The sequence below is a fragment of the Nostoc sp. genome (assembly GCF_036917095.1).
GTDB lineage: Bacteria > Cyanobacteriota > Cyanobacteriia > Cyanobacteriales > Nostocaceae > Nostoc.
Window position 1 is genome coordinate 1 of sequence record NZ_JBALFH010000061.1, and the last position, 24,878, is coordinate 24,878.

Below are 24,878 nucleotides of genomic sequence, written 5' to 3' on the forward strand. Positions count from 1 at the left end.
TTCAGCTTTGACCAAAGATGCTCGCTAATTTTTTCTCCTTTCTATTATTTGTTTTCTTCAAATAGCAGTGTTTTTGCCTGCTTGATAAATACAATAAAAGAAGCTATTAGATAATACATTGGGTACTTGTATAAAGTTGATTGCTTAAGCCATGATGAATCGATTGCACAATAAAACAATATGGATTACAGTTTTGTGCAATCATTCTATGATTTTTCCCGTTAAGTCTCAAAAATGTTTGAAGCATTTCAAAACGGCTGATAGCGTACTGAAAAGTAGAGACCGTTTTCTTGCAACGAGTTGCCTGCGGCTAAATTAGCATTTACCTGCTCAATAAGCGGATCGAGTTGCAACAGTTGCAAAGCTTCTTCTAGGCGTTGCTGGTTTAAGGGAGTAGACGTGGCACGTTGGAGGCGCTGATCGCACGTATCCTTCACGCAATCGCCTTAAGCCACCGATTTCAATCTGCTCAAGTTTGCCCTCTACAACTTGAATTTTGACTATACCAGTACTGAGGTCTTGATTGTTGGGCAAGAAGGCTCCAGAGGTGATGTAGCCGTTTTTAATGTAGAGTTTAATAATTGCCGAGCGCAGTTCGAGCAATTCTTCAAAGGTGACTGAGCGATTCTCGTAGGGCTGAGTTAAGGTAGCAATTTCGTCCTGTAAAACGGTATTTCCCAGCACTTCTACTTTTTGAATGAAGAAGCGATCGCTTGATGGGGAAGTAACTTCAGGTGAATCTTGAGTTGGGGGAATTTGCAGTTTAACTTTTGGTGGTAATGTAGGCGTTTCACCAGGGAGAGTTCGGGGTGAAGAAGAGGGTTTGGGAATCGTTTGCTCAACCGCATCAGGTGCTGTTGGGGGAATGGTGACACCTGGTGGCGGTGGGGACTGAGCCACTGCACGGAGGGCAAGGCAAGCTGAGGTTGCCATGCAAGAGCTTAAAATGACAACCCGCCTATTGATTGGGTACATACTCATATTGTTGAATTAAGAACATTCTCGACTCAATACGAGTTTCCCATTTGGTAGTCGATATACCCCTTGGGGTTCTACAATGGGGTCACTTTTTTGCCAAGAAGGATTTGGGTTGGTATTTGAGAGTGTGCTGTCACTTGGTAAGGTTTTCACATCTACTGTGGGAAAGCTGGATATTTGAGCATCTCCGGGGCGCTGCGGTAAGCCACCAGTACCTGTGATGGTGAAGCTTCCCCTTGTTGGTTGATTGCGGCGGACAATGCAGCTATTTGCCAGGAGGCTGTCGGTGTTAATCTGATTTTCGGGTAACTCGGTGAGGCTGTTTTGGATAAAGCTGACATCGGGTAGGGTGATGACTCCATTGATAGCACCAGTGGCATTCACGTTTACTCGGTTATTGCCATCAAGGTTTAGGGGATCGTTACGAGAAGATGCAGGGCTGTAGTTTTCGCCGAAGAAAGCCGGAGTATCGAGGGTAATATTTCCACCTGTGCCTCCAGGAGCATAAGCGAGGATATCGGTGTCGTCGAAAGCAACGATGGAGTCAGCCGTCAATTTAATGTTGCCGCCGCCCCCTGCACCTTGGGCAACGAAGGTTGTGATATCACTGTCACCAAATAGGCGAATCTTATCAGCAGTTATGATGATACCTCCCCCAGAAGATTCCTTGGAGGAGGTTGCGATCGTGCCATTTGTGGCTGTTAGGTTTGGGGTGTTAATCTTGATGTTACCAGCAGGAGCAGCGCCTGTTGACTGGGCACCTAAACTTGCATTGGTAAGGTTGAAGGATTCTGTGGCGTTGATGATGATACTGCCGCCTGTGCCTTCTGGATTTTTTGAGTCGGTGGATGCAGAGATAGTTGCACCGTCAGCAATGGTGAGCTTTTGCGTATCAATTCTCAACTCTCCCGCAGCACCATCACCTGTGGTTTTAACCGCAAGTTGACCTGGCCCTTGAATGGTTATGGCTTCTGGTGCTTGTACTATCAGGTTTCCTCCTTTACCACTTCCAGTTGTGGACGCAGACACTAAAGAATTGGGAGCTAAGGTGAGGTTGAGGGTGGATTGATTCTCATAGGGTTTTAGGGTTAAAGTCCCGGCGGGGGTTTGTCCTTGAGTTTCGGCAAAAACGCCTACAACTCCGGCTAAATCCATATTCGAGGCATTTAAGCTAATGCTACCACCCCCAAGGGGATTGGTGGCAGTACTGGTGGCGGTGGCAGTGATGCGAGCGGTATTGGAAAGGGTTAAGCTGGGGGTATTGATAATAATGTTTCCGGGTTGGCCTGCGCTGCTGGTTTCGACAGATAGAACCGAGGAAAAATCTTCCAACCCAATGTCCAGTTTCATGGCATTGGAGGTATTGGCTCTAATTGTGCTGTTATCGCCAAAACCATTCGTTGAAGCAAACACTTTGACCATTTCGGGCACTTTGACTCCCCCGACAACGTTTATTAAGATAATATCTCTAGTTTCCCTTTGGTTAGTGGTTCCGGCAAATAGTTCACGATCAGAACCGACGAGCGTAATTCCTTGACCAGCTTTGATACCGATACTGCCTGCCGCACCTGTGCTGCTAGTGTTACTTCTAATAAAACTATTATTATTAAATGTGACTAGACCTGGGCTGCTTACGGTTACATTCCCAGCGGGGTCGCTGCCTTTGGTGTCACTTTGAATGGAACTGTTGTTGAATGTGAGATTGCCTAAGCTGGTGACAGTTACATCTCCTGATTGACCTTCTCTATCAGTTAAGGTGATGAATTCATCAAATGCAAATGGCTTTGGTATAGTCGCCTGCTTACTCGTCAGAATTTTGGTATTTGTGAGCAATAAATCTTCCAGACCTCTTACCTGAACTGCTCCAGATTGTGAGTCAGAAGATAAAGTTAATATTTCTAGATTACTTACGTTGTTTTTAGCTTCTAGGCTAACTTTCCCGCCATTTCCTGCGGTTCCTTGCTCAGAGACAGAAAAGGAGCCAAGGACTGTAGACTGATTTCCAAGGACTATAGACTGATTTTCTCTCCCGGAAATATCCCCTCCTCTGGTTTGGAGGGAAATCGCGCCTCCTTGACCTTCTGTTCCAAACCGAGAGTACGAGTAAGAGTACAAATCGCCATTGATAAAGATGTCATTGTCAGCAGTTAAGCTAATCGCGCCCCCCTGACCCGCCTTGCCACTACTTGAGAACGAGTAAGAGGTCAAATTGACAGAGTTCAAATCGCTCCTGATAAAGATGTCATTGCCAGCATTTAAGTTAATCGCGCCCCCCTCACCCGCATTGCCATTACTAGAGTACGACAAAGAGTTCAAATTGCCAGTGATAAAGATGTCATTGGTAGCATTTAAGTTAATCTCGCCCCCCTGACCCGCATTGCCATAACTAAATAACGATAACGAGCTAGAGGACAAATAGCTACTGGTAATGCTGCCGTTGGTAGCATTTAAGTTAATCGCGCCCCCCTCACCCGCATTGCCCAACGAGGCAGAATTCAAAGAGCCAGTGATAATGCTGCCGTTGGTAGCATTTAAATTAATCGTGCCCCCCTTACCCGCATTGCCGAACGAAGAAGAGTTCAAATTCGCAGTGACAAAAATGTCAATGTCATTGCTAGTGATGATGTCATTGCCAGTAGTAATGCTACCGTTGGTAGCAGTTAAGTTAATCGCGCCCCCCTGACCCGCATTGCCGAACGAGCCAGAGAACAAATTGCCAGTGGTAATGTTACCCTTTGCAGCCGAGAGTATAATGTCCCCTCCATTCCCACCATCATTGCGCGAAAAAAAAGTATATATATTGCCAGAGTAAGAGAACAAATTGCCAGTGTTAATGTTGCCTTTGACAGCAGTTAAGCTAATCGCGCCTCCATCGCCAGAACTTGAAGAGGTTTTAACAGTACCGTCAAGTGTAATACCGCCGCGAGAGTTGATAGCAACTGAGGGATTTCCTGCTCCCCCATCCATAAAAATTGCTCCCCACTCTCCCTGTAAAGATTGTGTAACTTGAATATCCCCACTTAATGAAGAGTTGGGTTGATACTGATTTGTTAACAATACTCTTCCCGCCAAGGGTTGTGAATCGGCATCAGCAAATAAGATCGTGCCGATTCTGATATCTGCACTTGATTGGTTAGAAGTGGCATAGGCAGGCTCAATGAAATTGCCAGTGCCAGTCCTAGTCAGGATTTGTTCACCGATTACATCAGGGTTGACTCCGGCACGAATATCCAGAGTAGGTTCACTTTTGCCATTGATAGAGACAGTAGTTCCATCAGCTAAATTTACCGTCTCTACTAAACCGTTTTCTGGATCTGCTCCTTGAATCCAGACATAGTTAGGAATCTCTACCTTACCTCCAGCCAAAATGTGCAGAGAGCCTCCTCGGTAGGTATTGATAAACACATCTCCTCTAGCTCGAATAATTGGGTCATGGAGACTAAACAAATTTCCCAAACTGCCATCTAGCTGTTCTATCCGAAAACTCCCCCTACTCCAGTAGTGGGCATCGCCTCCCACCGTGTTACTACTTCGCAACACCATATCCCCACCAGAAAACAAGCCGCTTTCTGGATGACTTAAGGCAAAAATATCTACCCTGTGATTTCCCTGTACTAGCAGATTTCCCCCAGCAGAGGCTATGAAAGGAATCGTAGCACTATCGCGCACTTTCACCGTATCCTGCGCCTGTAACGTCAAATCTCCAAGAGCTTTTAACTGTCCCTGCAAGTCGAGATTGCCAGCCGACAGAGTAAGATGTTTTCCAGTTGATAAATTACCCTGATTAATAATCGCCGTCGGTTGATTGGCAACCTGACTAAAAAACAGCGCTCCTGGACTCACAGAAAGCAAACTGCTTGTTTGCGGTTGGGAAGCACTGAAATAGCCACTATCACCCAACTGTACGCGATCGGCTGTCGTCGCCAGAAATGACCCCTGGATATCCAAACTCGCATTTGCACCAAATACAATCCCATGAGGATTAATCAAAAACAAATTCGCCCCACCCAAAACCCCCAACCTGCCCAAAATATTAGAAGGATTGCTGCCCGTGACGCGAGTTAAAATGTTCTCAATTCCAGTGGGATTGGCAAAATAAGCCCCTCTACCTGACCCCACATTAAACTCCTGAAAACTGTGAAACAGGTTAGCACCGCGAGTTGCGCCACCATCAATGCGATCGCTAGAAATCCCCTTTATATTGACATTGGGTGTAACAACAGAACCTTCAACACCCAGCGTCTTGTCAGGCACGATTTGAGCCAAAACGCGATCGCTTACTCCTATTGAGAGTACCGCCGCTAAAGCGACATAACCCCCAATCTTCCACTCCAAACCTCGACCGAACCAGCTTTTAAGAATCATTTCGTAGTTTTCTTAACATTTTTACAAACCTCTACGCGCCCATATATCAATCACCTCTGTAGATGTATTAAATGTATTTTCTGTATTTATTTATCTTTACATAATAAGGTTTTTTCACGCCGACTTTCTTAAATTAATGGGGATAAGTGAGTTGACACAATAAAACTAAACTATGTGAATAAAAGTAAACAAGGCTCAAGCCCTTTTTCCTCCTGTCCCCTGCAAGAATTGCCTTATCCCAACCGTTACTTATGCCAAGATGAAACTGGAATTGGTCTGAAAACCAAAACAGAGCGAGTAATCACGGCACGCGCAAGTGAAGCCGACAGTATCAGTACAATAGCCACGTAAAGCATTCTAGCTATATGGAGTAGTTGAGCCATTTGCTGGTTGGCAGTTTTATCAGGAGTACGATCATCTCAATGATGAGACTTTTCAGAAGTTTTTAGATGCCCTCTCATTAGAACTAGGCAACGATATGGCACTGATTCAAATGGATCGGGCTTCTGCCCATCAAGCGTTAGCATTAATCTGGCCTGATAATCTTATCTTAATATTTCAGCCTGCTCATAGCCCTCAACTGAATCCTATTGAACGATTGTGGCAGCATATTAAACGTCAATGGAAGGGTGAAAATTTTTCTTCTTTGTAGCAGCTGCGTCAGCGGGTTCAATTGGAATTGGCTCAAATGTTTTGTGAATTAATCTCCTCTTTGACAAGTTATGATTTCATCCTCGAAGCTCTATTTCATGAAGCTTTCTTCTGTGCAGCTTCTTAGAGAATTGCTATAAGTCTATTTCTAATGTGGGCGCGATCGAGGAGAAATCTTTTAGCTGCACCAGTTTTTGTGAACACACTTGTGAGTGAACAATAATCACTTTACCTTGCTTTTGTTCTTAACCGAGAAGTATTGCCTACCTACTTACTTATAAGCCTTAAGAGATTTGTTAGTGTAGTTCCTGAGTAGTATTGAATATCGGGAGAATGGGAAACTTTATCTACAACGAAGCCAATTTTCATTCCAGATGTATAGGTGACTCCGGAAAGGGTAGTTTGTTCAATGCGAATTTCATACTCAACAGGTTGCCCTGGTTTAAGCCAAGAATCAAAGCGATCGCCCAAATTGATCTGATAAGCATCGGCCCAGTGAGGATAGGGTCGATGTGGAACAAGTGGGTAAGACATCTCGCTGACTTTGGAGTTGTTCTGGGACAAAATAATTGTCAATTTAACCGTTTTTAACTCGCCCAGAAGCTTACCTTCATCTAAAAGAGTAAAATTGCGGGGATCGGGGAAGCGCTCGAATCCTTTAAATTTAAAACGTCCTAAACGTTTAGGGTGAATACCTCCAGTAATCGCAATTTCGGTATGGTTTGGCGAATTATTGAGAATATAATCCAATGTGCCTGGAATATAAAATTGCAATTTCCCCGATTCAGTAATTTCAGCTTTGAGTGGAGGATCTCCTAAATCTTGTGGGCGTTTAACAGTTTGCCAAGACACTTTAAAAGAATTTTGAACGGTTTCTAATAAACGATAACTATCTCGGACATCCGAATCAGTACCAAGTAGACTCCGTAGTCCCGTTTTTTTGGACAAATTTTTCTTGATCAGCCCAATGCTTCGATCGACTAACAGGCTAACGCGATTGCCATAACTAATTTGTTCTTGAGGAATTTCTGTACCCTTGACTAACAATACTTGACCGTAACTACCAGGTTCCCCATCTCTACCGTTGCGTCCCGGTTGACCAATAAGGCCATTCTCACAAGTAAAATCTCTCTGTTGTGATAGACCAATATATTTCCAGCCATAACGGTAGTTTGGATCTAAAATTGCTAGCTGGGGTTGATATTGTTGTTCGTCATAGAACGCATCACCCGAACAGCGAAATAATTCTCTGTTAATTTCTTTCCACTCGGCGTTAGCTACATTGATTTGTTGCGCCATCAATGCCCAAGTACAGTAGTTTACACTCCAGCGCGGTTGAGTACAGTTACATCCACTACCAGCTTGCCCGCCCTTTCCTCCAACACCTGCCCTCCCGCCCCGATTACGTAACACCACATTCTTGAGTTGAGATAATGACTCAAAGTAAACAGTAGCATTACCGCCATGACCACCATGACCACCACGACCACCATTACCGCCATTACCGCCTTTAGCACCGCATACATCCACTGTTACATCCTGCGACTGTTGGCATCCAGAAGCTTGTTCGCCAGAGGTAGCAGATTCCCCCGCTTCGCCATCTGTACCGGAGATGTCAATCGGTTGTAGTTGTTCGCTAGCGCGAATTATTTGCTTGGTAGCAGAGTTCCCATCTCGTCCAGACCGACCATCTACCCCATGTCTACCATCTTGACCAAAAGTTTGTACTTCAGCAGCAACAACATTGACAGGTAGACTGTTAACAATTGTTGCCAGAAGGCATAGTTTGAGAATGTACTGAAGCGGTTGATTAATATTCATACAAGTCAAATAAATTAAATAAAACTTTTGATATAACAATCCTAAATGAGTTACGAACTGGGGTTTGAGTTGGATAAAACCAGTCATCATTGTTTTGTTGGATACTTTATATAAGTGGTATAATCTCTACAAAATTAGCGATCGCACTCTTGAGAACAGACATCGCACGCTCATCATCCTTCATACATGAGCGATCGCTTGACTTTTAAGACTGTCGTTACAAGATCATGCGATCGCTAGCTTTAATGCTTGACGTGTTTCACCTTCTGCACTTACAATGCCATCGATAGTTAAAGAGTGAGACCGTTGAAATTCTTTAACTGCCTGGTCAGTTCCTAGATCGAACACTTGGTCAGCTTTTTCAAGTTTAATACCTGCCTTTTTCAGTGTTAGCTGTAGCTCGCCTACGTCCTTACCCTGCTGTATTGGTTCGGTCAGCTTCAATGTTCTAGGATACCCCACGTTAGGGAAACCTTCAGCAGGTGAATTATTGATACATTTTAGAGTCTTGGAAACATCAGGATTACCGACAATGCCATCTACAACAAGTTGTTCTAATTCTGGGTTTGCCGTGTTCCACAAAATTTGAAAAGCTTTAACTGTGTCCTCCTTGATATCTGGCATCTCATGCCGATGCCAGTCGAAGTGCCAGACATCTGATTTGCCTTGGTCGCCATAAGTCCATTTCCATCCTTGTTTCTTCATCAAATCTTTTACATCTGTCCACTCTTCAATGTCTAAGGATACGCCATTTTGATGATCTGACTCTCCCGGATTACCAACAAGGTTAGAACCTCTGTTGTTATAGAGCACTGTTTGTGCAACTACAGAGCGGTAAGCACTATTGATAGTCAGAGGTTTTCCATAATCCTTTAAAAAAATTTCCAAAGCCTTTTTAACTGAAGGTTGAACATAGGGAAAAAGCCCGTCTCCTGGCTTAATATTTAAATCTTCAATACTGACTAGTAAATTGGGAAATAATTGATTTAACTGCCAAAGTAGCTGCCTGTCTAAGCCCCGAACAGGAAGAGTTCTAAATTTTTTGATATCTTTAACTAAAGTCATAATTTCCTCTTTTTTACTTTGTACTTGCTCGAAAAATCTCTCAAGGAAATTGGACAGCGTAGGCGAGCTACGCAACTTTTGTACTATTAACAAAAGCAATTAATTGCTCTAATGAGCCGTTGAACCTATTTTGATCTACATCACCGCTGATTCCATTCACAGCGCCTCGTTGCGTATTTTGCCAAATGGTGTAACCTTTTCCTCCCCAATTATTAGCAGGTATCGTAGGTTTTACCACATCGTAGTTGGCTAACCACAGTGAATAATCAGTGAATTCCTCAGTTTCATTCATGAAGTTTTTCCAGAAGTTAGGATTAGTGTAGATCGTAGGGCGGCGTCCTATCTCTTTCTCTACTGTTTGTAGCCATTGCGTGATGCGGTTAATCCGTTCGTTGAGATTAATTTGTCCCCATCGCTCTGCCACCTGAGGTGGGTAGTCTTCTACATCGAGCGCGGGTGGAAGGTCACTAAGTTCAAGTTTTACCTTTTTGAGGAAGTTTTGTACCTGTGCCTCAACGTTTGTCAATGGTTGAAAAAAGTGGTATGCACCACGAATCAGACCAGCTTGTTTCATCTTCGGCCAATTATTTTCAAACCACTTATTGTCAGGAGGATTACTTGGCCAATCACCCCCCTCAGTAGCTTTGATAAAAGCAAAGGAGATGTTGCCCTTCTTTACTGCTTGCCAATTTATTGAACTTTCGTTAACATCGATACTGGCAACATCAATTCCTAGTATCAACGGTTTTTGAGAAGGGTTAAACAGCTCCTCTAGAGTGACATCACCGGCTATGCCATCAACAGTTAGCCCTTTTTCTTTTTGAAATTTTTCGACGGCTAATTTAGTTTTTTGTCCGAACTGACCATCAACAATACCAATATCAAATCCTAGTTGTTTTAATTGATTCTGAAGCTGTTCAACCTCTGAACCCGAGTCACCTAATTTCAAAATCTTCATGATTTATTTTCTTTTTTGCTTGTTTTCTCAGAACTTCCCAACTGCGGAGCTTGTGTTCATCTAGCATTGCAAACCCTGTTGCTTGAAGTGGCAATCGCCATTTGAACAGATGCTTGCGAAGAATTAACGCTCGCACTTGGACGAACAGACATCACACTCAAATTTATGGGCTTGATAGTATCTCAAATCCTATTAACTTTGTACCTCCCTGAACGCTTACAATTTGCATGGCATAAAGTTCCTCCTTGTTACAACTAAAAATTAGCCCTCTTTTAAGAAATAGAAATGTTTCTTTCTTCACTAAAAAACTGTTTAACTAGTTACTTTCTATTGCTTTTTTTTGCAAATAGCAGTGTTTTTGCCTGCTTGATAAATACAATAAAAGAAGCTATTAGATAATGCATTGGGTGCTTGTGCAAAGTTGATTGCTTAAGCCATGATGAGTCGATTGCAGAATAAAGCAGTAAGGATTACAGTTTTGTGCAATCATTCTCTGATTTTTCCCGTTAAGTCTCAAAAATGCTTGAAGCATTTCAAAACGGCTGATAGCGTACTGAAAAGTAGAGACCGTTTTCTTGCAACGAGTTGCCCCGATCGCCAACTGAAATTAAGGGAATGCCATAGTCTAGGTGCAACGAGAAATCGGGGATAATCAACCAGCGCAACCCCAGTCCTAAACTGGCAATTGTCGCCAGGTCGGGGTCAATTTCTCGATTATTCCAGACCGTACCGATTTCAAAAAAAGGCACTAACTGTAGTACTTTGGGGTCTGATGTGACGGGAACGCGAACCTCAACTGAACCCACGATGCCATTGTCGGCAACGAGTTGATTTTGTCGGTAGCCTCGAACTGTATCGACTCCACCTACACTGAAGCGTTCCAAAGATAGTAAAGAATCTGGGGTTAGCTGGGCATTAATTCGCGCTACTAGCAGATTTCTGGGTGACAACTGCTGCACCCACTGAAATTGTCCCAACCAGGAAAAGAATCGCCCATCAGTACCCGTGTTATTAATGGTTGCATCAAACGCATCTATCCCTAGACTGAATTGAGACCGAGCGGCTAAGACTCGTCTGGTGCCGCGATTGACCCAATCTTGAGAAAACCGAATCACTGTAACTTTGCTTTCCCCATTTTCTGGACCTTCTGTAAAGGAATAGGGCCTGTCGTTGGATATATACGTTTGGCTGCGACGCAGGTCTAAGGATAAGCCGAATGCAAATTCACTGGTTGGTGTTCTTATGATTGGCTGACGGAAACCAAGAGAATAGGTTTGAGCTTCACTTCTGATACCTAACTTCCGAAAATCTTCTCCAATTATGCGGCTGTCGTCATTGTTATAGCGGAAGCTAAGAGCACCATTGCGAGCATTAACAGGGATGGTATAATTGATATCGTAGAGGTTAAGTCCCTCGGTACGACCGTATCTGGCACTGAGGCGATCGCCAAATCCTAACAGGTTATCATGGCTGACTTCTATGTTGCCTTGGATGGAACCAATGCTGGGAGATTGGTTGTTATCAATGGTGAAGGCAGTATGAAAGGCCGGTGCTTCTTTGAGACTGACCCGTAAGATATTGCTCCCCGGAGTGCTGCCTGCGGCTAACTCGGCATTCACCTGCTTAATGAGCGGATCGAGTTGCAACAGTTGTAAGGCTTCTTCTAGGCGTTGCTGGTTTAAGGGAGTAGACGTGGCACGTTGGAGGCGCGATCGCACGTATCCTTCACGCAATCGCCTTAACCCACCGATTTCAATCTGCTCAAGTTTGCCCTCTACAACTTGAATTTTGACTATACCAGTGCTGAGGTCTTGATTGTTGGGCAAGAAGGCTCCAGAGCTGATGTAGCCGTTTTTAATGTAGAGTTTAATAATTGCCGAGCGCAGTTCGAGCAACTCTTCAAAGGTGACTGAGCGGTTCTGGTAGGGCTGGGTTAAGGTGGCAATTTCGTCATCTAAGACGGTATTTCCCTGCACTTCTATTTTTTTAATGAAGAAGCGATCGCTTGATGGAGAAGTAACTTCAGGTGAATCTTGGGTTGGGGGAGTTTGAAGTTTGAGTTTTGGTGGTAATGTAGGCGTTTCACCAGGGAGAGTCCGGGGTGAAGAAGAGGGTTTGGGAATCGTTTGCTCAACCGCATCAGGTGCGGTTGGGGGAATAGTGACGCCTGGTGGCGGTGGGGACTGAGCCACTGCACGGAGGGCAAGGCAAACTGAGGTCGCCATATAAGAGCTTAAAATGGCAACCCACCTATAGATTGGGTACATACTCATATTATTGAATTAAGAACATTCTCGACTCAATACGAGTTTCCCATTTGGTAGTCGATATACCCCTTGGGGTTCTATAATGAGGTCACTTTTTTCCCAAGAAGAATTTGGGTTGGTATTTGAGAGTGTGCTGTCACTGGGTAAAGTTTTCACATCTACTGTGGGAAAACTGGACATTTGAGCATCTCCGGGGCGCTGGGGTAAGCCACCAGTACCTGTAATGGTAAAGGTTCCCTTCGTTGGTTGATTCCGACGGACAATGCAGCTATTTGCCAGGAGGCTGTCGGTGTTAATCTGATTTTCGGGTAACTCGGTAAGGCTGTTTTGGATAAAGCTGACATCGGGTAGGGTGATGACTCCATTGAAAGCACCAGTGGCATTGATATCGACTCGGTTATTGCCATCAAGATTTAGGGGATCGTTACGAGAAGATGCAGGGCTGTAGTTTTCGCCGAAGAATGCCGGAGTATCGAGGGTAATATTTCCACCTGTGCCTTCAGGAGCATAAGCGAGGATATCGCTGTCGTCGAAAGCAACGATGGAGTCAGCCGTCAATTTAATGTTGCCGCCGCCCCCTGCACCTTGGGCAACGAAGGTTGTGATATCACTGTCACCAAATAGGCGAATCTTATCAGCAGTTATGGTGATATCTCCCCCAGAAGATTCCTTGGAGGAGGTTGCGATCGTGCCATTTGTCGCTGTTAGGTTTGGGGTGTTAATCTGGATGTTACCAGCAGGAGCTGCGCCTGTTGACTCGGCACGTAAACTTGCATTGGTAAGGTTGAAGGATTCTGTGGCGTTGATGATGATACTGCCGCCTGCGCCTTCTGGATTTTTTGAGGAAGTGGATGCAGAGATAGTTGCACCGTCAGCAATGGTGAGCTTTTGCGTGTCAATTCTCAACTCTCCCGCAGCACCATCACCTGTGGTTTCTGTAGTAATGGTGCCTTGTCCCTGAATCGTGATGGCGTTGGGAGCCTTAATTTCTATATTCCCCCCGATTCCTTGGTTAGAAGTGGAGGCAGAAATAGACGTTTCCGGTGCCAGGTTAATATTGAGGTTTTCTCGGTTGGGATGAGATTGAAGGGTAATTACTCCGGCAGGGCTAGAACTTGCTGTGGTGGTGGCAATTTTGGCTCCGTTTTGCAGGATTAATTCCGGGGTAGTTAGGATAATATTTCCGGCTTCGCCTTGGTTAGTGGTTCCGGCAAATAGGGCAGATAGTTCACTATCAGAACCGACGAGCGTAATTCCTTGATCGGCTTCGATACCGATACTGCCTGCCGCACCTGTGCTGCTAGTGTTACTTCTAATAGAACTATTATTGAATGTGACTAGACCTGGGCTGATTACGGTTACATTCCCAGCGTTATCGCTGCCTTTAGTGTCACTTTGAATGGAACTTTTGTTGAATGTGAGGTTGCCTGAGCTGGTGACAATTACATCTCCTGATTGACCTTCTTCACCGACATTGAAGGTGATGAATTCACCAGATCGCACTGGATTTTGTAGAGTCACCTGCTTACTCGTCAGAATCTTGGTATCCGTGAGCAATAAATCTCCCAGACCTCTTACCTGAACTGCTCCAGATTGTGAGTCAGAAGATAGAGTTAAGATTTCTAGATTACTTACGTTGTTTTTAGCTTCTAGGACAACGTTCCCGCCATTTCGTGCGGTTCCTTGCTCAGAGATAGAAAAGGATTGAAGGACTGTAGATTGATTTCCTCTCCCGGAAATATCTCCACCTCTGGTTCGGAGGGAAATTGCGCCTCCATTTCCTGCTGTTCCTGAGAAAGAGTACGAGTAAGACAACAAATTGCCATCGATAAAGATGCCGTTGGTAGCATTTAAGTTAATCGCGCCCCCCTCACCCGCCTTGCCCTCTTTGCCTGAAAAAAGGGTGTAGCGGGAGTCATAAACAGAAGTAGAGCTTAAACTGCCAGTGGTAATGCTGCCGTTGGTAGCGTTTAAGTCAATCGCGCCCCCCTTAACTGCATTGCCGCGCGACCTAGAGTCCAAAGAACCAGTGGTAATGTTCCCGTTGGTAGCGTTTAAGTCAATCGCGCCCCCGTGACCCCCATTGCCAAAAGAGAACGAGTAAGAGTTCAAATCGCCAGTGATATTGATGTCATTGGCAGCAGTTAAGTTAATCTCGCCCCCCTGACCCGCATTGGGAATAGAGGACGAGTAAGAGTTCAAATCGCCAGTGATATTGATGTCATTGGCAGCAGTTAAGTTAATCTCGCCCCCCTGACCCGCATTCCTCAATATAGAGAACGAGTAAGAGTTCAAATCGCCAGTGATATTGATGTCATTGGCAGCAGTTAAGTTAATTGCGCCCCCCTGACCCGCACTGCCATTAAGAGAATTCGAGTAAGAGTTCAAAGAGCCAGTGGTAATGCTGCCGTTGTCAGCAGTTAAGTTAATTGCGCCCCCCTGACCCGCATCACCAAAATCTACTAAAAAGAACGACCCAGAATCCAAATTGCCAGTGGTAATGCTACCAGAATCCAAATTGCCAAGTACCTGTACTGTTTTGGTAATGCTACCAGAATCCAAATTGCCAGTGGTAATGCTACCCTTTGCAGCCGAGAGTATAATGTCCCCTCCATTCCCACCGTTACTCGAAGAAGTATCGATATTGCCAACACTAATCCCCAATGGCAACCCTGAAGTAGCGGTGAACCCTGTGCCTCCAGAATTCTTAGTCAGGTTAGGAGTGTTGACGGCGGCTAACCCTGTCCGTAAAATCACTGATGAACTACCTGTGAGTGTAGCGAAATCTGGATCAGTTGTGGGAATACCGCCCACACATCTAGCGGAACCCTCTGCACACTCAGCTCCTGTAATCTTGATATTCCCACCCTGAATACTGCCCGTTGCTTCGACCTTCAGAGCAACGCCTGTATAGTTGCCAAACAGAACATCCCCATTCGCTTGAATAATTGGGTCAAACATACTGTCAAAGTTACCCGGTGTGCCTGAACCGGTCAGTATCGACAGGTTACCACCACTCTCAAAGTGAGCATCACCAGAAATATCGCCATCACTGACCAGCTTGAGATTCCTCCCACTCCCAATCTTTGAGAGGGGATGGGAAAGCGCCAAGATATCAACATTCTGGTTGCCTTGAATGGTCAGATTTCTCCCAGAAGTAGCAATAAATGGGCTAGTGATAGCATCGCGCACTTTCACAGTATCCTGCGCCTGTAACGTCAAATCTCCCCCAGCTTGTAACTGTCCCTGCAAGTCGAGATTGCCAGCCGCCAAAATCAGATGTTTCGGTGTTGATAAATTCCCCCGGTTAATAATCGAACCCGGTTGACTAGCAACTGCATTAAAGAACAGCGCTCCCGGAGTCACAGACAGTAAACTACTTGTTTGCGGTTGTGTTGCACTGAAATAGCCACTATCACCCAACTGTACGCGATCGGCTGTCGTCGCAACAAACGAACCCTGGATATCCAAACTCGCATTCGGGCCAAATATAATCCCGTTCGGATTGAGCAAAAATAAAGAAGCCCCACCTAAAACCCCCAACCGTCCCAAAATGTTAGAGGGATTATTGCCCGTGACGCGAGTTAAAATGTTCTCAATTCCAGTGGGATTGGCGAAATAAGCCCCCTTGCCTTCTCCCACATTAAAGTCCTGCAAACTGTGAAACAGGTTAGCGCCGCGAGTTGCGCCTCCATCAATGCGATCGCTAGAAGTTCCCTGTATATTGACATTGGGTGTAACAACCGAACCTTCAACACCCAGCGTCTTGTCAGGTACGATTTGAGCATTAACGCGATCGCTTACTCCTATTGAGAGTACCGCCACAAAAGCGATACAACCCCCAATCTTCCACTCCAAACCTCGACCGAACCAGCTTTTAATAATCATTTGGTGGTTTTCTTAATATTTTTACAAATCTCTACGCGCCCATATCTCAATCACCTCTGTAGATGTATTAAATGTATTTACTTCTCTTTATAGAGTTGGGTTTTTGACGCCGATTTATTTAAAAAATTAATTAGGATACGCAAGCTGGCACAATCAAACCAAACTATGTGAATAAAAGTAAACAAGGCTCAAGCCCTTTTTCCTCCTGCCTTTGCAATAACTACCTTATCCCAATGATAATTATTGACGCCGATCTATTTATTAGGTTAGAGGCTGTCAAAATCTTAACTATAATCGACCTCATATAATAATTTTTTTTATACATATCATTTATAAGATTTTTCTTTTGGGAAAGAGAAACTGAGTGCCGCTTCCCTCGAAGTCAAAAATCAAAAATTATTTGAGCTAATGGTGTCAATCCCTAGTAAAATCATTATTTACTTTGAAACCGCACGCCATTGAGTAACTGCTTGCTTAATTTATACAATAAAATCTTCAACTGAAGTTAGGCATTCACCTGTTATGCTAAGTTAATGGTAAAACAAAGCAACACTGATTGTACAATTAGGCAGCTACCAATTGCCCAAATGTGCAACTTCAGATCGGAATGGAGTTAAAACTTCGGACAAAATCTTCGTTGGAACCTATGGTATCCTCCTATGCCTTGCCGATACCGCAAATTTCGTGTCCGTCGCTTTCTAGTAGTTATCTTTTTTAGCAGCGTTACATTTTTTCTGTGGCTGAATCATGTTCCCTTCACTGCTTTCCAGACAAAATGGGGAGAACTAGCAACAGCACAGCCTCCTAATGCAAGCCAACTCGTACAACAAGGAATTGAACAATATCGCACAGGAAATCTGCAAGAAGCGATCGCATCTTGGCAAACTGCTTTAAGTGCCTATCAAAGCACCAACAACCACGATAACGCGGCAATCGTTCGAGAAAAACTAGCTATAGCTTATCAGCAACTCGGTCAATTCGAGGAAGCGATCGATTATTGGAAAGAAGCGATCGCCAACTATCGCTCCTCAAAAGAATTCGTGAAGGTGGGACAGTTGCTCACAGAACTTGCTCAAACCTACAGTCGTTTGGGGCAAAATAAAGAAGCGATCGCGCTTTTATGTGGTGCTTCTGAGACTGATGAGCATTGCCTTAAAACTGAAGGAAGTGCTTTGCAAATTGCTCAAAAATTTAGCGATCGCCAGGGGAAAGTAGCCGCATTAGGAAGCTTGGGAGAAGCCTATCGCCTCAAGGGAAAGTATGATTTAGCCATTGAAACTCTAGAAGATAGCTTAAAGATTGCCCAGGAGAATAACCTCTCAGTTTATCGCTCCTCGGTGCTTAATAGTCTCGGTAATGCTTATTTTGGTAAAGCTCAACTCAATGAGCAACATGTTTATTCCGCTAAGTTAAGAGGTGCAGAGGCTAAGACTGATGAATTCATCAAAAAAGCTACTTCTGATTACAAAAAAGCTTTAGGCTATTTTAATAACAGTCTCGAACTGACTCGCTTTTCAAACGATCTATCGAGTCAAATGCGGACACTTCTTAATTTGATTCAACTTTATTACCACCCAAAATATTTAAAGTTAGCTGACAATAATAATCAGGCAGAACAAGTATTACAATCAGCTTTAGCCCAATTTGAAAAACTCCCTAATTCTTCTAATAAAGTCTATATAGCAATTGATTTAGCTGAACTAGAACAATTTGTTACTCCTATAAATTTTACTTCCTTTCAAGCTCAATGTCTGCCGCGAAAACTAAAGGATTCACAAGCTGAAGAACTTCTTAAAAAAGCTGTTTTGATTGCTCAAAATATTAAAGATTCTCGCTCCGAATCATTTGCTTTAGGGAAACTAGGTCATCTCTACGAGTGTCGCAAGGACTACAATAAAGCCTTAGATTTTACCAAACAGGCACGCTTGGCAGCCGACCAAAAGCTGCGTGCTAAAGATAGTCTTTATTTGTGGGAGTGGCAGGCGGGGCGAGTTTTCAAGGCACAGGCGAAAGAATCTGAGGCAATTGCTGCTTACGAACGGGCGATCGCAACGTTAGAAGGTAACGGAGGTATCCGAGATAATTTATTAATTGCTGAACGAGACTTGCAATTTAGGTTTCGGGATACCATTAGTCCTCTCTACCGAGAGTTTGCTATTTTAAAGCTAGAGCGTGCTGAATCACTGTCCATTGCAAGTCTTGAGAACCAAAAGGAACTGGATTCTGCACTCGATGCCATTGATTCTTTGAAACTAGCAGAATTGCAAAATTACTTCGGCAATGATTGTGTTTTTACCGTTTTTGATCAAAAACGAGTTGATGACTTAGAGAGAGAAGATACTGCCATTTTTAGTTCTATCATCCTAGAAGATCGGACGGCAATTGTGGTGAGTCTACCCAATCAGCAAAAGAAGCAGAATGTCAAGCAAAATACTGAAAGAAGATTGAAGAAGCTGGTATGGATAAACGATAGTAAAAAATTCCAAGAATCAATCAAAAGTTTTCGTCTAGAAATACAAAAACGTTATGATCTTACTGACGCTTTTTTAACACCAGCACAGAATCTATATAACTGGATTATTCGTCCTTTCGCTGACGATTTAGACCAAGCAAAAATCAAAACTATCGTTTTCATCCAAGACGGATTCTTACGCAGTGTACCGATGGCTGCACTTCATGATGGTCAGGAATTTCTAGTTCAGAAATACGCCATTGCTACGACTCCCGGTTTGCATTTGACATTCCCTAAACCCCAAAATTTTCAAGGCTTGTGGATGTTAGCTTTAGGGTTAACCGAAGCAGCTACTGTTGATGGTGAAAAATTCAAGGCTTTGGAAAATGTTGCCGATGAAGTAAATCAAGTCACGAAGCTATTTCCAGGTAGCAAGAAACTATTCAATAAAAATTTCACTGATGAAGGCTTAAAGCAAGAACTTAAACAAGCAAATTACCCGATTATTCACATTGCCACTCACGGACAGTTTGGCACTATTCCAGAAGATAGCTTTTTAGTTACGGGTAATAATAAGAAGATTACAATTACTCAGCTAGAGAGTGACATCCGCCGCTTTAGTGGAGGTTTAGAGCCAATGGAGTTACTCGTGCTTACAGCTTGTCAAACTGGTATAGGAGATGACCGTGCTACGCTGGGTATGGCTGGCATCACTGTGCAAGCAGGCGTTAGAAGTGCTTTGGCTTCTCTTTGGTACATTGACGATGATTTTACAAAAGAGCTAGTCGTTAAGTTTTACGAGAACTTGCGATCGCAAATGAGCAAAGCAGAAGCCTTGAAGGAAGCACAAAAGGCACTGATTAATCAGAATAAGAAGATTCACCCTGCCTATTGGGCACCTTTTATCCTCATCGGTAACTGGCTTTAGGGCAGGGTTAGCGTGGTTAACGTTGGCTGTCTGCAATTTTCTTCAAGTTTTCAATCCGTTTCTCGATCGTTTCCCGTTCTCTTGGTGACAATTCTAGTGTGGTTTTTGGTGCTTCCCACTTAGCCAAATCTTTTAATAGAGTTGAACCCACTCCTCCCAATTTCGACACTTGAGCCAGTTTAAGTGCTTCATCTAGCGCGTTGTACCATAAACCTGCCTCAGCATAGATATTAGCTTTCTCAAGACTATTTACTGCTTTGTTCAATTTAGTTTGCACATCTGCTGGCATTTTTACAACTTCAACATTTGCCTCATCTACTAAATCACCTGATGGATTATCTGGGTCACAATGAATGACAACCTGCAATAAATATTCTTTTCCCAGTTGCAGGCCTAGTTTGTTTTCCGGAAACGGAGATAACTTCATAATCCCCGGTGAACTCTGCAATGATATGTTGCGAACTTCTTTGGGTTTACCGCTTGGAACCCACTCGTAAATCATGAATTTCATTGGCTTGGAAGCAGAGTCACCAGGTACAAACCAAGCGAACGTAGGATGCCCTGATATTGTTCGTCCAACATAATTGCCAGAGGCAATAACGGTTAGCGGTATATCTTCTCCAGAACATCCTCTAGTCGTTCCTGCATCCGATTTGCGGTCTTTTGGGACAGGTTTCTGATTGCCAGGTTCATAGCCTCCAAGAGCTGCCGAAGTTACAATCAGCCCTAAGCTTAGGGTACAACTGATAACTAATTTGATGTTGATGCGTTTGTTTAGGAACCACCGGATTGGAATCATTATAATTTTGGTTGAGTAAACATTAGTTGAGCAAACATTAATTAATTTAATTAATATAAAATAAGAGTGCCATAACAGGTATATCTGATTAACATATTAGGTTTACTAATCATTGTCGTCACCACTGCCGCAGATGTAAATAAACAAGCAGGAGCTAAAAAGTATTATCCTAAAAGCCCTTTTTTATGGAACTTCATATTAAATTGACATTACGCCCTATGCGGGCAAAAATCCAGCTTTTACTCCTAATAGGCCAAGTTAACTCACACAAAGCTCCTTTATCTTTAAGAGACTTTCGCTGAAACTTTCCTCTTAATTTTTTTGCTATATTTAGACACTGCTTCGTTCCTTGCCCTTCATAATCCGAGTGAATGCCAGCCCCATTATCTTTAATGCTTAGGGTGTACCAGCCTTCATTTTGTTTGCCAGTAGCACAGAGACGGGTCACTCCTTTGGCATGTTTGCCGACATTGCATAATGCTTCTTCCAAAAATTGGCAGAGTTCTTGCTTTTGCTCAATGCTTAAGTATTTCTCATCAATCGGAGCGAATGAATAGGCTTTAACTTTGAGCGTTTTAAAGCAGGGAAAGTTTCGCTGGAGTGTATGGCTGTAAATTTCATATAAAAGGTTGCGAATTGGCAGCTTTAAGTCTAAGATTAGACCACTGCCGAGACGGAGACTTTCCTTCCGGTTTAAGGCTTCTAGTTTCAGGTATTCGCCAACTTCTCGAATTTCGTAGTTTAGATTTTGCAGGTCAAGGAGCAATTGATCTTGTTCTAAATCTTGGTCTTGAACGTGCCTCAAAATCCTGGCTAGTGTTTGTAAGGGTCCATTATGAATTACAACAAATGTCCGTTCAATAGTGTGTTGGCGGATCTCAATCTGAGACTTCAAAAATCGATCGTATTGATAAAAAGTACTCAAGATTGCACCATTGATGACCAAAACAAATAGTGCTGGAGCTACTGGAATCCACCATCCGTTAACGATGAAGGTATAACCAATTCCAACTAAACCAAGGCTGGCAACAGCAACATACACAAGATTTTTCAATGGAGATTGAGTCAGCCGACCGAGATAAATGGCTAAAATGCCCCAACCGGCAATCCAAAGATATTCCCAACCCTGTGACCAGGTTTGAAAGACAGGTCGTCTGTCGAGAACAGCACTGACAATTTGACTAACAACATGGGCATGAAATTCTACTCCATAAATTTTCCCAGGCGGTTGCAAATTAGCGATCGCAGAGGTATTGATAAAGTCTTTAATACTAGGAGTAGTTACCCCAATCAGAACGATGCGTCCACCGAAAGCATCGCGCAGCAGATTGGGATTACCCCTCCCGGTTTCGATATCGTTAATATCTTTAAGCGATAGCGTGCGAAATCGTTCTCGGCCATTGCGATAATTGAGGAGTAGCTGAACTCCAAAATCATCAGTTCGCACATCGCCCCCAGAATTGGCGAAAAAGCGAGGGAGTTCAATCGAACCAAACCGCATCGTACCGCCAATGCCACTGCTCAGTTTAATGCCTTCACCCAAGAGATACGTTTCTGCCAGCCGTAAAGGTAGGGAAAACGCATATTTTTTATCGTCTTCAGGTCTATACGTTCCAAGTATTGCACGCCTGACTTTGCCATCATCATCGGAAAGGACATCTACAAAACCGATCTGTTTTAAGGGTAAGTTGGGGGGAGGCTTAATGACTGTGGGTAAAACTTTTTCAACCGCAATCAGATTTTTGATGTCTTTAAAGGCTTCAACCAGTTCGGCATGACCGGGTTCAACAGGTATATCTCTAACAATATCAAGACCAATGACTCTCGGCTGGTACTTCTGCAACGTTCTCAGCAGTTTAGCAATCTCGCGATCGGGTATAGGGTAATTTCTGATACGTCTGATATCCTCCTCATTAATTCCGACAATAACAACTCGTTCATCGATAGGTTCCCCAGGACGCAGGCGAAGAAAGGAGTCAAGAGTTACCCATTCTATAAATTGCAGTGACCCATTCAGGCGAAAGAAGATAATAAGTGCCAAAACAAAAATTCCTGGCAGTGTTGCTATAGACCAGATGGTAATTCCTTGTTTAAATTTGTTCCAAATACCTAATAACAACAGTTTCTTCCTTAACAAATCTTCTTAATCAATAAACCCCTCTTCTCTAGCTCGTTTCTCCGTTTGGATGCGAAGACTTTTGCCATCTTCCGGGTAAACGCCTAAAATGTCTTGAATTTTAGTCCAGTAGTGGCGTACCGTTCTCGGTGCTACTCGCATCCGTTCGGCAATGACTTTATCTTCCAATCCTTCTTCAAAGGCTAGATTGAGTACCTCTATCCATTCTGACTTGACTTCTTTTGGTGGTATTTTGAGTTCTTTGGTATGTGTGACTCCTTTGAGTGCCAAGTCAATCCGGCTCAACATCTCCTGGCTGGAAAGTCCTTTGTCCGCTACAGTAAACCCTCCTTCATGAGCATCAATGTCCGGTTTAATCCGCACTAGTGCTTTGACATAACTGCTTTGCACCACCAGATTGAGGGTAAGATAGTTTTTCATTAACGTTTCCAAGCTTTTAATGCCTTGATTGATTTCGGCAGTGTCTTTGGAGGTTTCTGGCAGCGAAAGATCCATAATAACTAAGTCGGGACCAAATGCTTCGACTTGCTCAAGAGCATTCTGGGTTGTTTTGGCAGTGAGGATTTGAGCTTGTGGGTAGTGCCGTTTCAGCAACTCAAGCGTTCCATTCAGGATTAGTTCATGGTCATCCACCACAAGTATTTTGAGCTTCTCTTGTTTTGGTAAATCTTGACTCATCGTTAAAACCTTGAATTTGACAACGTTACTGTACCGAATAGCATCGGAACGTAATGGGGAAAAAGCTCAAAAATCAGTGTTTTTTCTTTAACTGAAATCTTGCACCAACCTTTTTAACTACCAAGAATATAACCCCCTCTTCTGTGAATAAAAAGCTTGATATTCTGCCCTCCTCTCGCGTCGGAGGGATAGAAGAAAGCAGGGAAAGGGGAAAGGGTTAGCTTTTCCAAACTCCCTAACCATATCCTTAAACCCTTATCCAATGAAGGAATAGTTACGAAATGTGAGTTTAAGTTTTTTTACTCAGCAAATAATAACACAAATCGTTGCTCTAAACGATAAATTTGGCTTGCTTCTATAAAGTATAGATAAGCTGTTCGTCATCTAGTTTTACAAGGCAATCTAAGGCAGCAAAAGGGTTCAGACACGAAATTATCAAATTTTAGACGCGCGTCAGCTTATCAGTCAGAACAATACATTTCACACTTGTCCCAACTTAATTGCACAAGTCTGCAATTAAGTTAGCTGAGTTATTCCATTAACTTGTCACATAAGGTTAATGCATTGTTTATGTTCCGCGTTCTACTGTATAAATCAGCAGATTGAACAGATCGTTGCAACCGTCTAAAGCTTGAGTACTAATTATTCCCTGACTTTCACGGCATGTGAAAAAGCCCATTTTAGCGTTAGTTGTGAGCAAGAGTACTTTAGATGCGTTTGCCCTGGCCACTAAGTCCCTAATTTACAATGAATCTTGAAAAATGACATTAAGTTGCGGGTTCTCTGATCGATTTTGCCTGGTCGTTTTGGGATTGAAATTAGATACTAAACTCAATTGCGAAATAGCACATTCTCACGCAAGTCGAACTTTAAACTTATGACCGGAAACTCAGACAGAGTTTGCGATCGCCTTTCATATCATCTTGGTTGAGCGCTGTGCTGCCAAAGTCTCAGCTAGAAGTGAACACAATTTCTCATCTAAGGAGTTACATCATGTTGAGCAGACAAGCAATGCAGTACGAATTTGAGAATGAATTTGAGAACGAGTACGAAGGCGAATTTGAGAATGAATTTGAGAACGAGTACAAAGGCGAATTTGAGAATGAATTTGAGAATGAATTTGAGAACGAGTACGAATACGAACAAGAAGCTTTTCTAGGTAAGCTTCGAACATTGGCTCGCAACTTAGCTCCTATTCTCAAGAGGGTTGCACCCGTAGCGGCACGTATAGCAGGTACTGCGATCGCAGGTAGTCAATTTGAGTATGAGTATGAGAGCGAGTTTGAGAACGAGTACGAGTTTGAGAGTGAGTACGAAAGCGAATATGAAACTGTACCGCAAATCACTGCCATCGCAAAAGCTTTAGCATCAATGGCAAGTCAAGCACAAAACGAAGCCGAAGCCGAAGCGTTTGCAGGAGCAGCTACTGCCGCAGCACTGCCGATTAAATCTGCTTCAATGCGACATGTTTCTCCACATTTGGTCAAAGGCTCTGCTGCACTCACTCGCACCTTGCGAAAATCTTCTAGTACCCGTCATTTAGTGAAAGTACTCCCCACCATTTTGGCTAAAGTTCGCAAGTTGTTAGAAAGCAAAGTAGCGCGTGGCGAAACGCTCACTCCAGCGATCGCGGCTCGTGCGATGGCTCATGCCATCAAAAAGGTGCTGGGCAATCCCATGAAAGCGGCTAGCGCTTTATCGCAATCAAAGGGACATTATCCCTCATCGAGAGCCGCATCACGACGTAAAAAACAACCTGCTTTTTGATCGACGTTTGAGAAACATATAACTCTAAGCAGTAAACCAAAAAGTTTTTAAGAGAAGAGCGATCGCTAGAATACTTATATTTTTTGATACTTTCTAATACGTAACTCTCTAACCAGCAGACACA

General features: G+C 43.5%; 13 protein-coding genes and 1 pseudogene. 4 read left to right on the plus strand and 10 right to left on the minus strand.

The window, feature by feature from the left end:
* Positions 1-330 precede the first annotated feature (330 nt).
* Together V7L01_RS34605 and V7L01_RS34610 are read right to left on the minus strand one after the other, a co-directional pair.
* A complete protein-coding gene (locus V7L01_RS34605; RefSeq protein ID WP_335042869.1) occupies positions 331-933 on the minus strand; it encodes a POTRA domain-containing protein in 603 nt (200 codons plus the stop codon).
* Between the two features lie 57 nt (positions 934-990).
* Positions 991-5,343: a two-partner secretion domain-containing protein gene (locus tag V7L01_RS34610; RefSeq protein ID WP_335042870.1), complete on the minus strand. Its 4,353-nt coding sequence runs from the start codon at positions 5,341-5,343 to the stop codon at positions 991-993.
* Between the two features lie 174 nt (positions 5,344-5,517).
* Between V7L01_RS34610 and V7L01_RS34615 the strand changes: the two genes are divergently transcribed.
* Entirely contained in the window at positions 5,518-5,694 is a 177-nt protein-coding gene (locus V7L01_RS34615; RefSeq protein ID WP_335042871.1) for a hypothetical protein, read from the plus strand.
* Between the two features lie 25 nt (positions 5,695-5,719).
* A pseudogene (locus V7L01_RS34620) lies at positions 5,720-5,995 on the plus strand (transposase); the annotation flags it as partial.
* 266 nt (positions 5,996-6,261) lie between these two features.
* On the opposite strand, the gene V7L01_RS34625 reads toward V7L01_RS34620, so the two are convergent.
* The 5 genes from V7L01_RS34625 to V7L01_RS34645 all read right to left on the minus strand — a co-directional run bounded on the left by V7L01_RS34625 (position 6,262) and on the right by V7L01_RS34645 (position 15,993).
* Positions 6,262-7,905, minus strand: a complete 1,644-nt coding sequence (locus V7L01_RS34625) for a hypothetical protein (RefSeq protein ID WP_335042872.1) — start codon at positions 7,903-7,905, stop codon at positions 6,262-6,264.
* Between the two features lie 135 nt (positions 7,906-8,040).
* Positions 8,041-8,880, minus strand: coding sequence for a peptidoglycan-binding protein (locus V7L01_RS34630; protein ID WP_335042873.1), 840 nt, complete (start codon positions 8,878-8,880; stop codon positions 8,041-8,043).
* A 67-nt stretch (positions 8,881-8,947) separates the two neighbouring features.
* Complete coding sequence (locus V7L01_RS34635; protein WP_335042874.1) at positions 8,948-9,838, minus strand: GH25 family lysozyme; 891 nt, start codon at positions 9,836-9,838, stop codon at positions 8,948-8,950.
* Positions 9,839-10,371: 533 nt separating this feature from the next.
* Entirely contained in the window at positions 10,372-12,063 is a 1,692-nt protein-coding gene (locus V7L01_RS34640) for a ShlB/FhaC/HecB family hemolysin secretion/activation protein (protein ID WP_335042875.1), read from the minus strand.
* Between the two features lie 57 nt (positions 12,064-12,120).
* The gene (locus V7L01_RS34645; RefSeq protein ID WP_335042876.1) at positions 12,121-15,993 is read right to left on the minus strand and encodes a two-partner secretion domain-containing protein; all 3,873 of its coding nucleotides are present in this window, start codon (positions 15,991-15,993) and stop codon (positions 12,121-12,123) included.
* A gap of 659 nt (positions 15,994-16,652) precedes the next feature.
* Between V7L01_RS34645 and V7L01_RS34650 the strand changes: the two genes are divergently transcribed.
* Positions 16,653-19,373 carry a CHAT domain-containing protein gene (locus V7L01_RS34650; RefSeq protein ID WP_335042878.1) on the plus strand — a complete coding sequence of 907 codons (2,721 nt, stop codon included), beginning with the start codon at positions 16,653-16,655 and terminating at the stop codon, positions 19,371-19,373.
* Between the two features lie 16 nt (positions 19,374-19,389).
* On the opposite strand, the gene V7L01_RS34655 is transcribed toward V7L01_RS34650, so the two are convergent.
* From V7L01_RS34655 to V7L01_RS34665, 3 genes are all read right to left on the minus strand, one after another.
* Positions 19,390-20,172 (minus strand): DUF928 domain-containing protein, encoded by a 783-nt coding sequence (locus V7L01_RS34655; protein WP_335042880.1) that lies wholly within the window; start codon positions 20,170-20,172, stop codon positions 19,390-19,392.
* 193 nt (positions 20,173-20,365) lie between these two features.
* On the minus strand, positions 20,366-22,291 hold the full coding sequence (locus tag V7L01_RS34660) for a sensor histidine kinase (RefSeq protein WP_335042882.1): 1,926 nt from the start codon (positions 22,289-22,291) through the stop codon (positions 20,366-20,368).
* Between the two features lie 24 nt (positions 22,292-22,315).
* Positions 22,316-22,987 carry a response regulator transcription factor gene (locus tag V7L01_RS34665; RefSeq protein WP_335042884.1) on the minus strand — a complete coding sequence of 224 codons (672 nt, stop codon included), beginning with the start codon at positions 22,985-22,987 and terminating at the stop codon, positions 22,316-22,318.
* 993 nt (positions 22,988-23,980) lie between these two features.
* Here V7L01_RS34665 and V7L01_RS34670 point away from each other — a divergent pair.
* Positions 23,981-24,754, plus strand: coding sequence for a hypothetical protein (locus V7L01_RS34670; protein ID WP_335042885.1), 774 nt, complete (start codon positions 23,981-23,983; stop codon positions 24,752-24,754).
* The last annotated feature ends 124 nt before the right edge of the window (positions 24,755-24,878 follow it).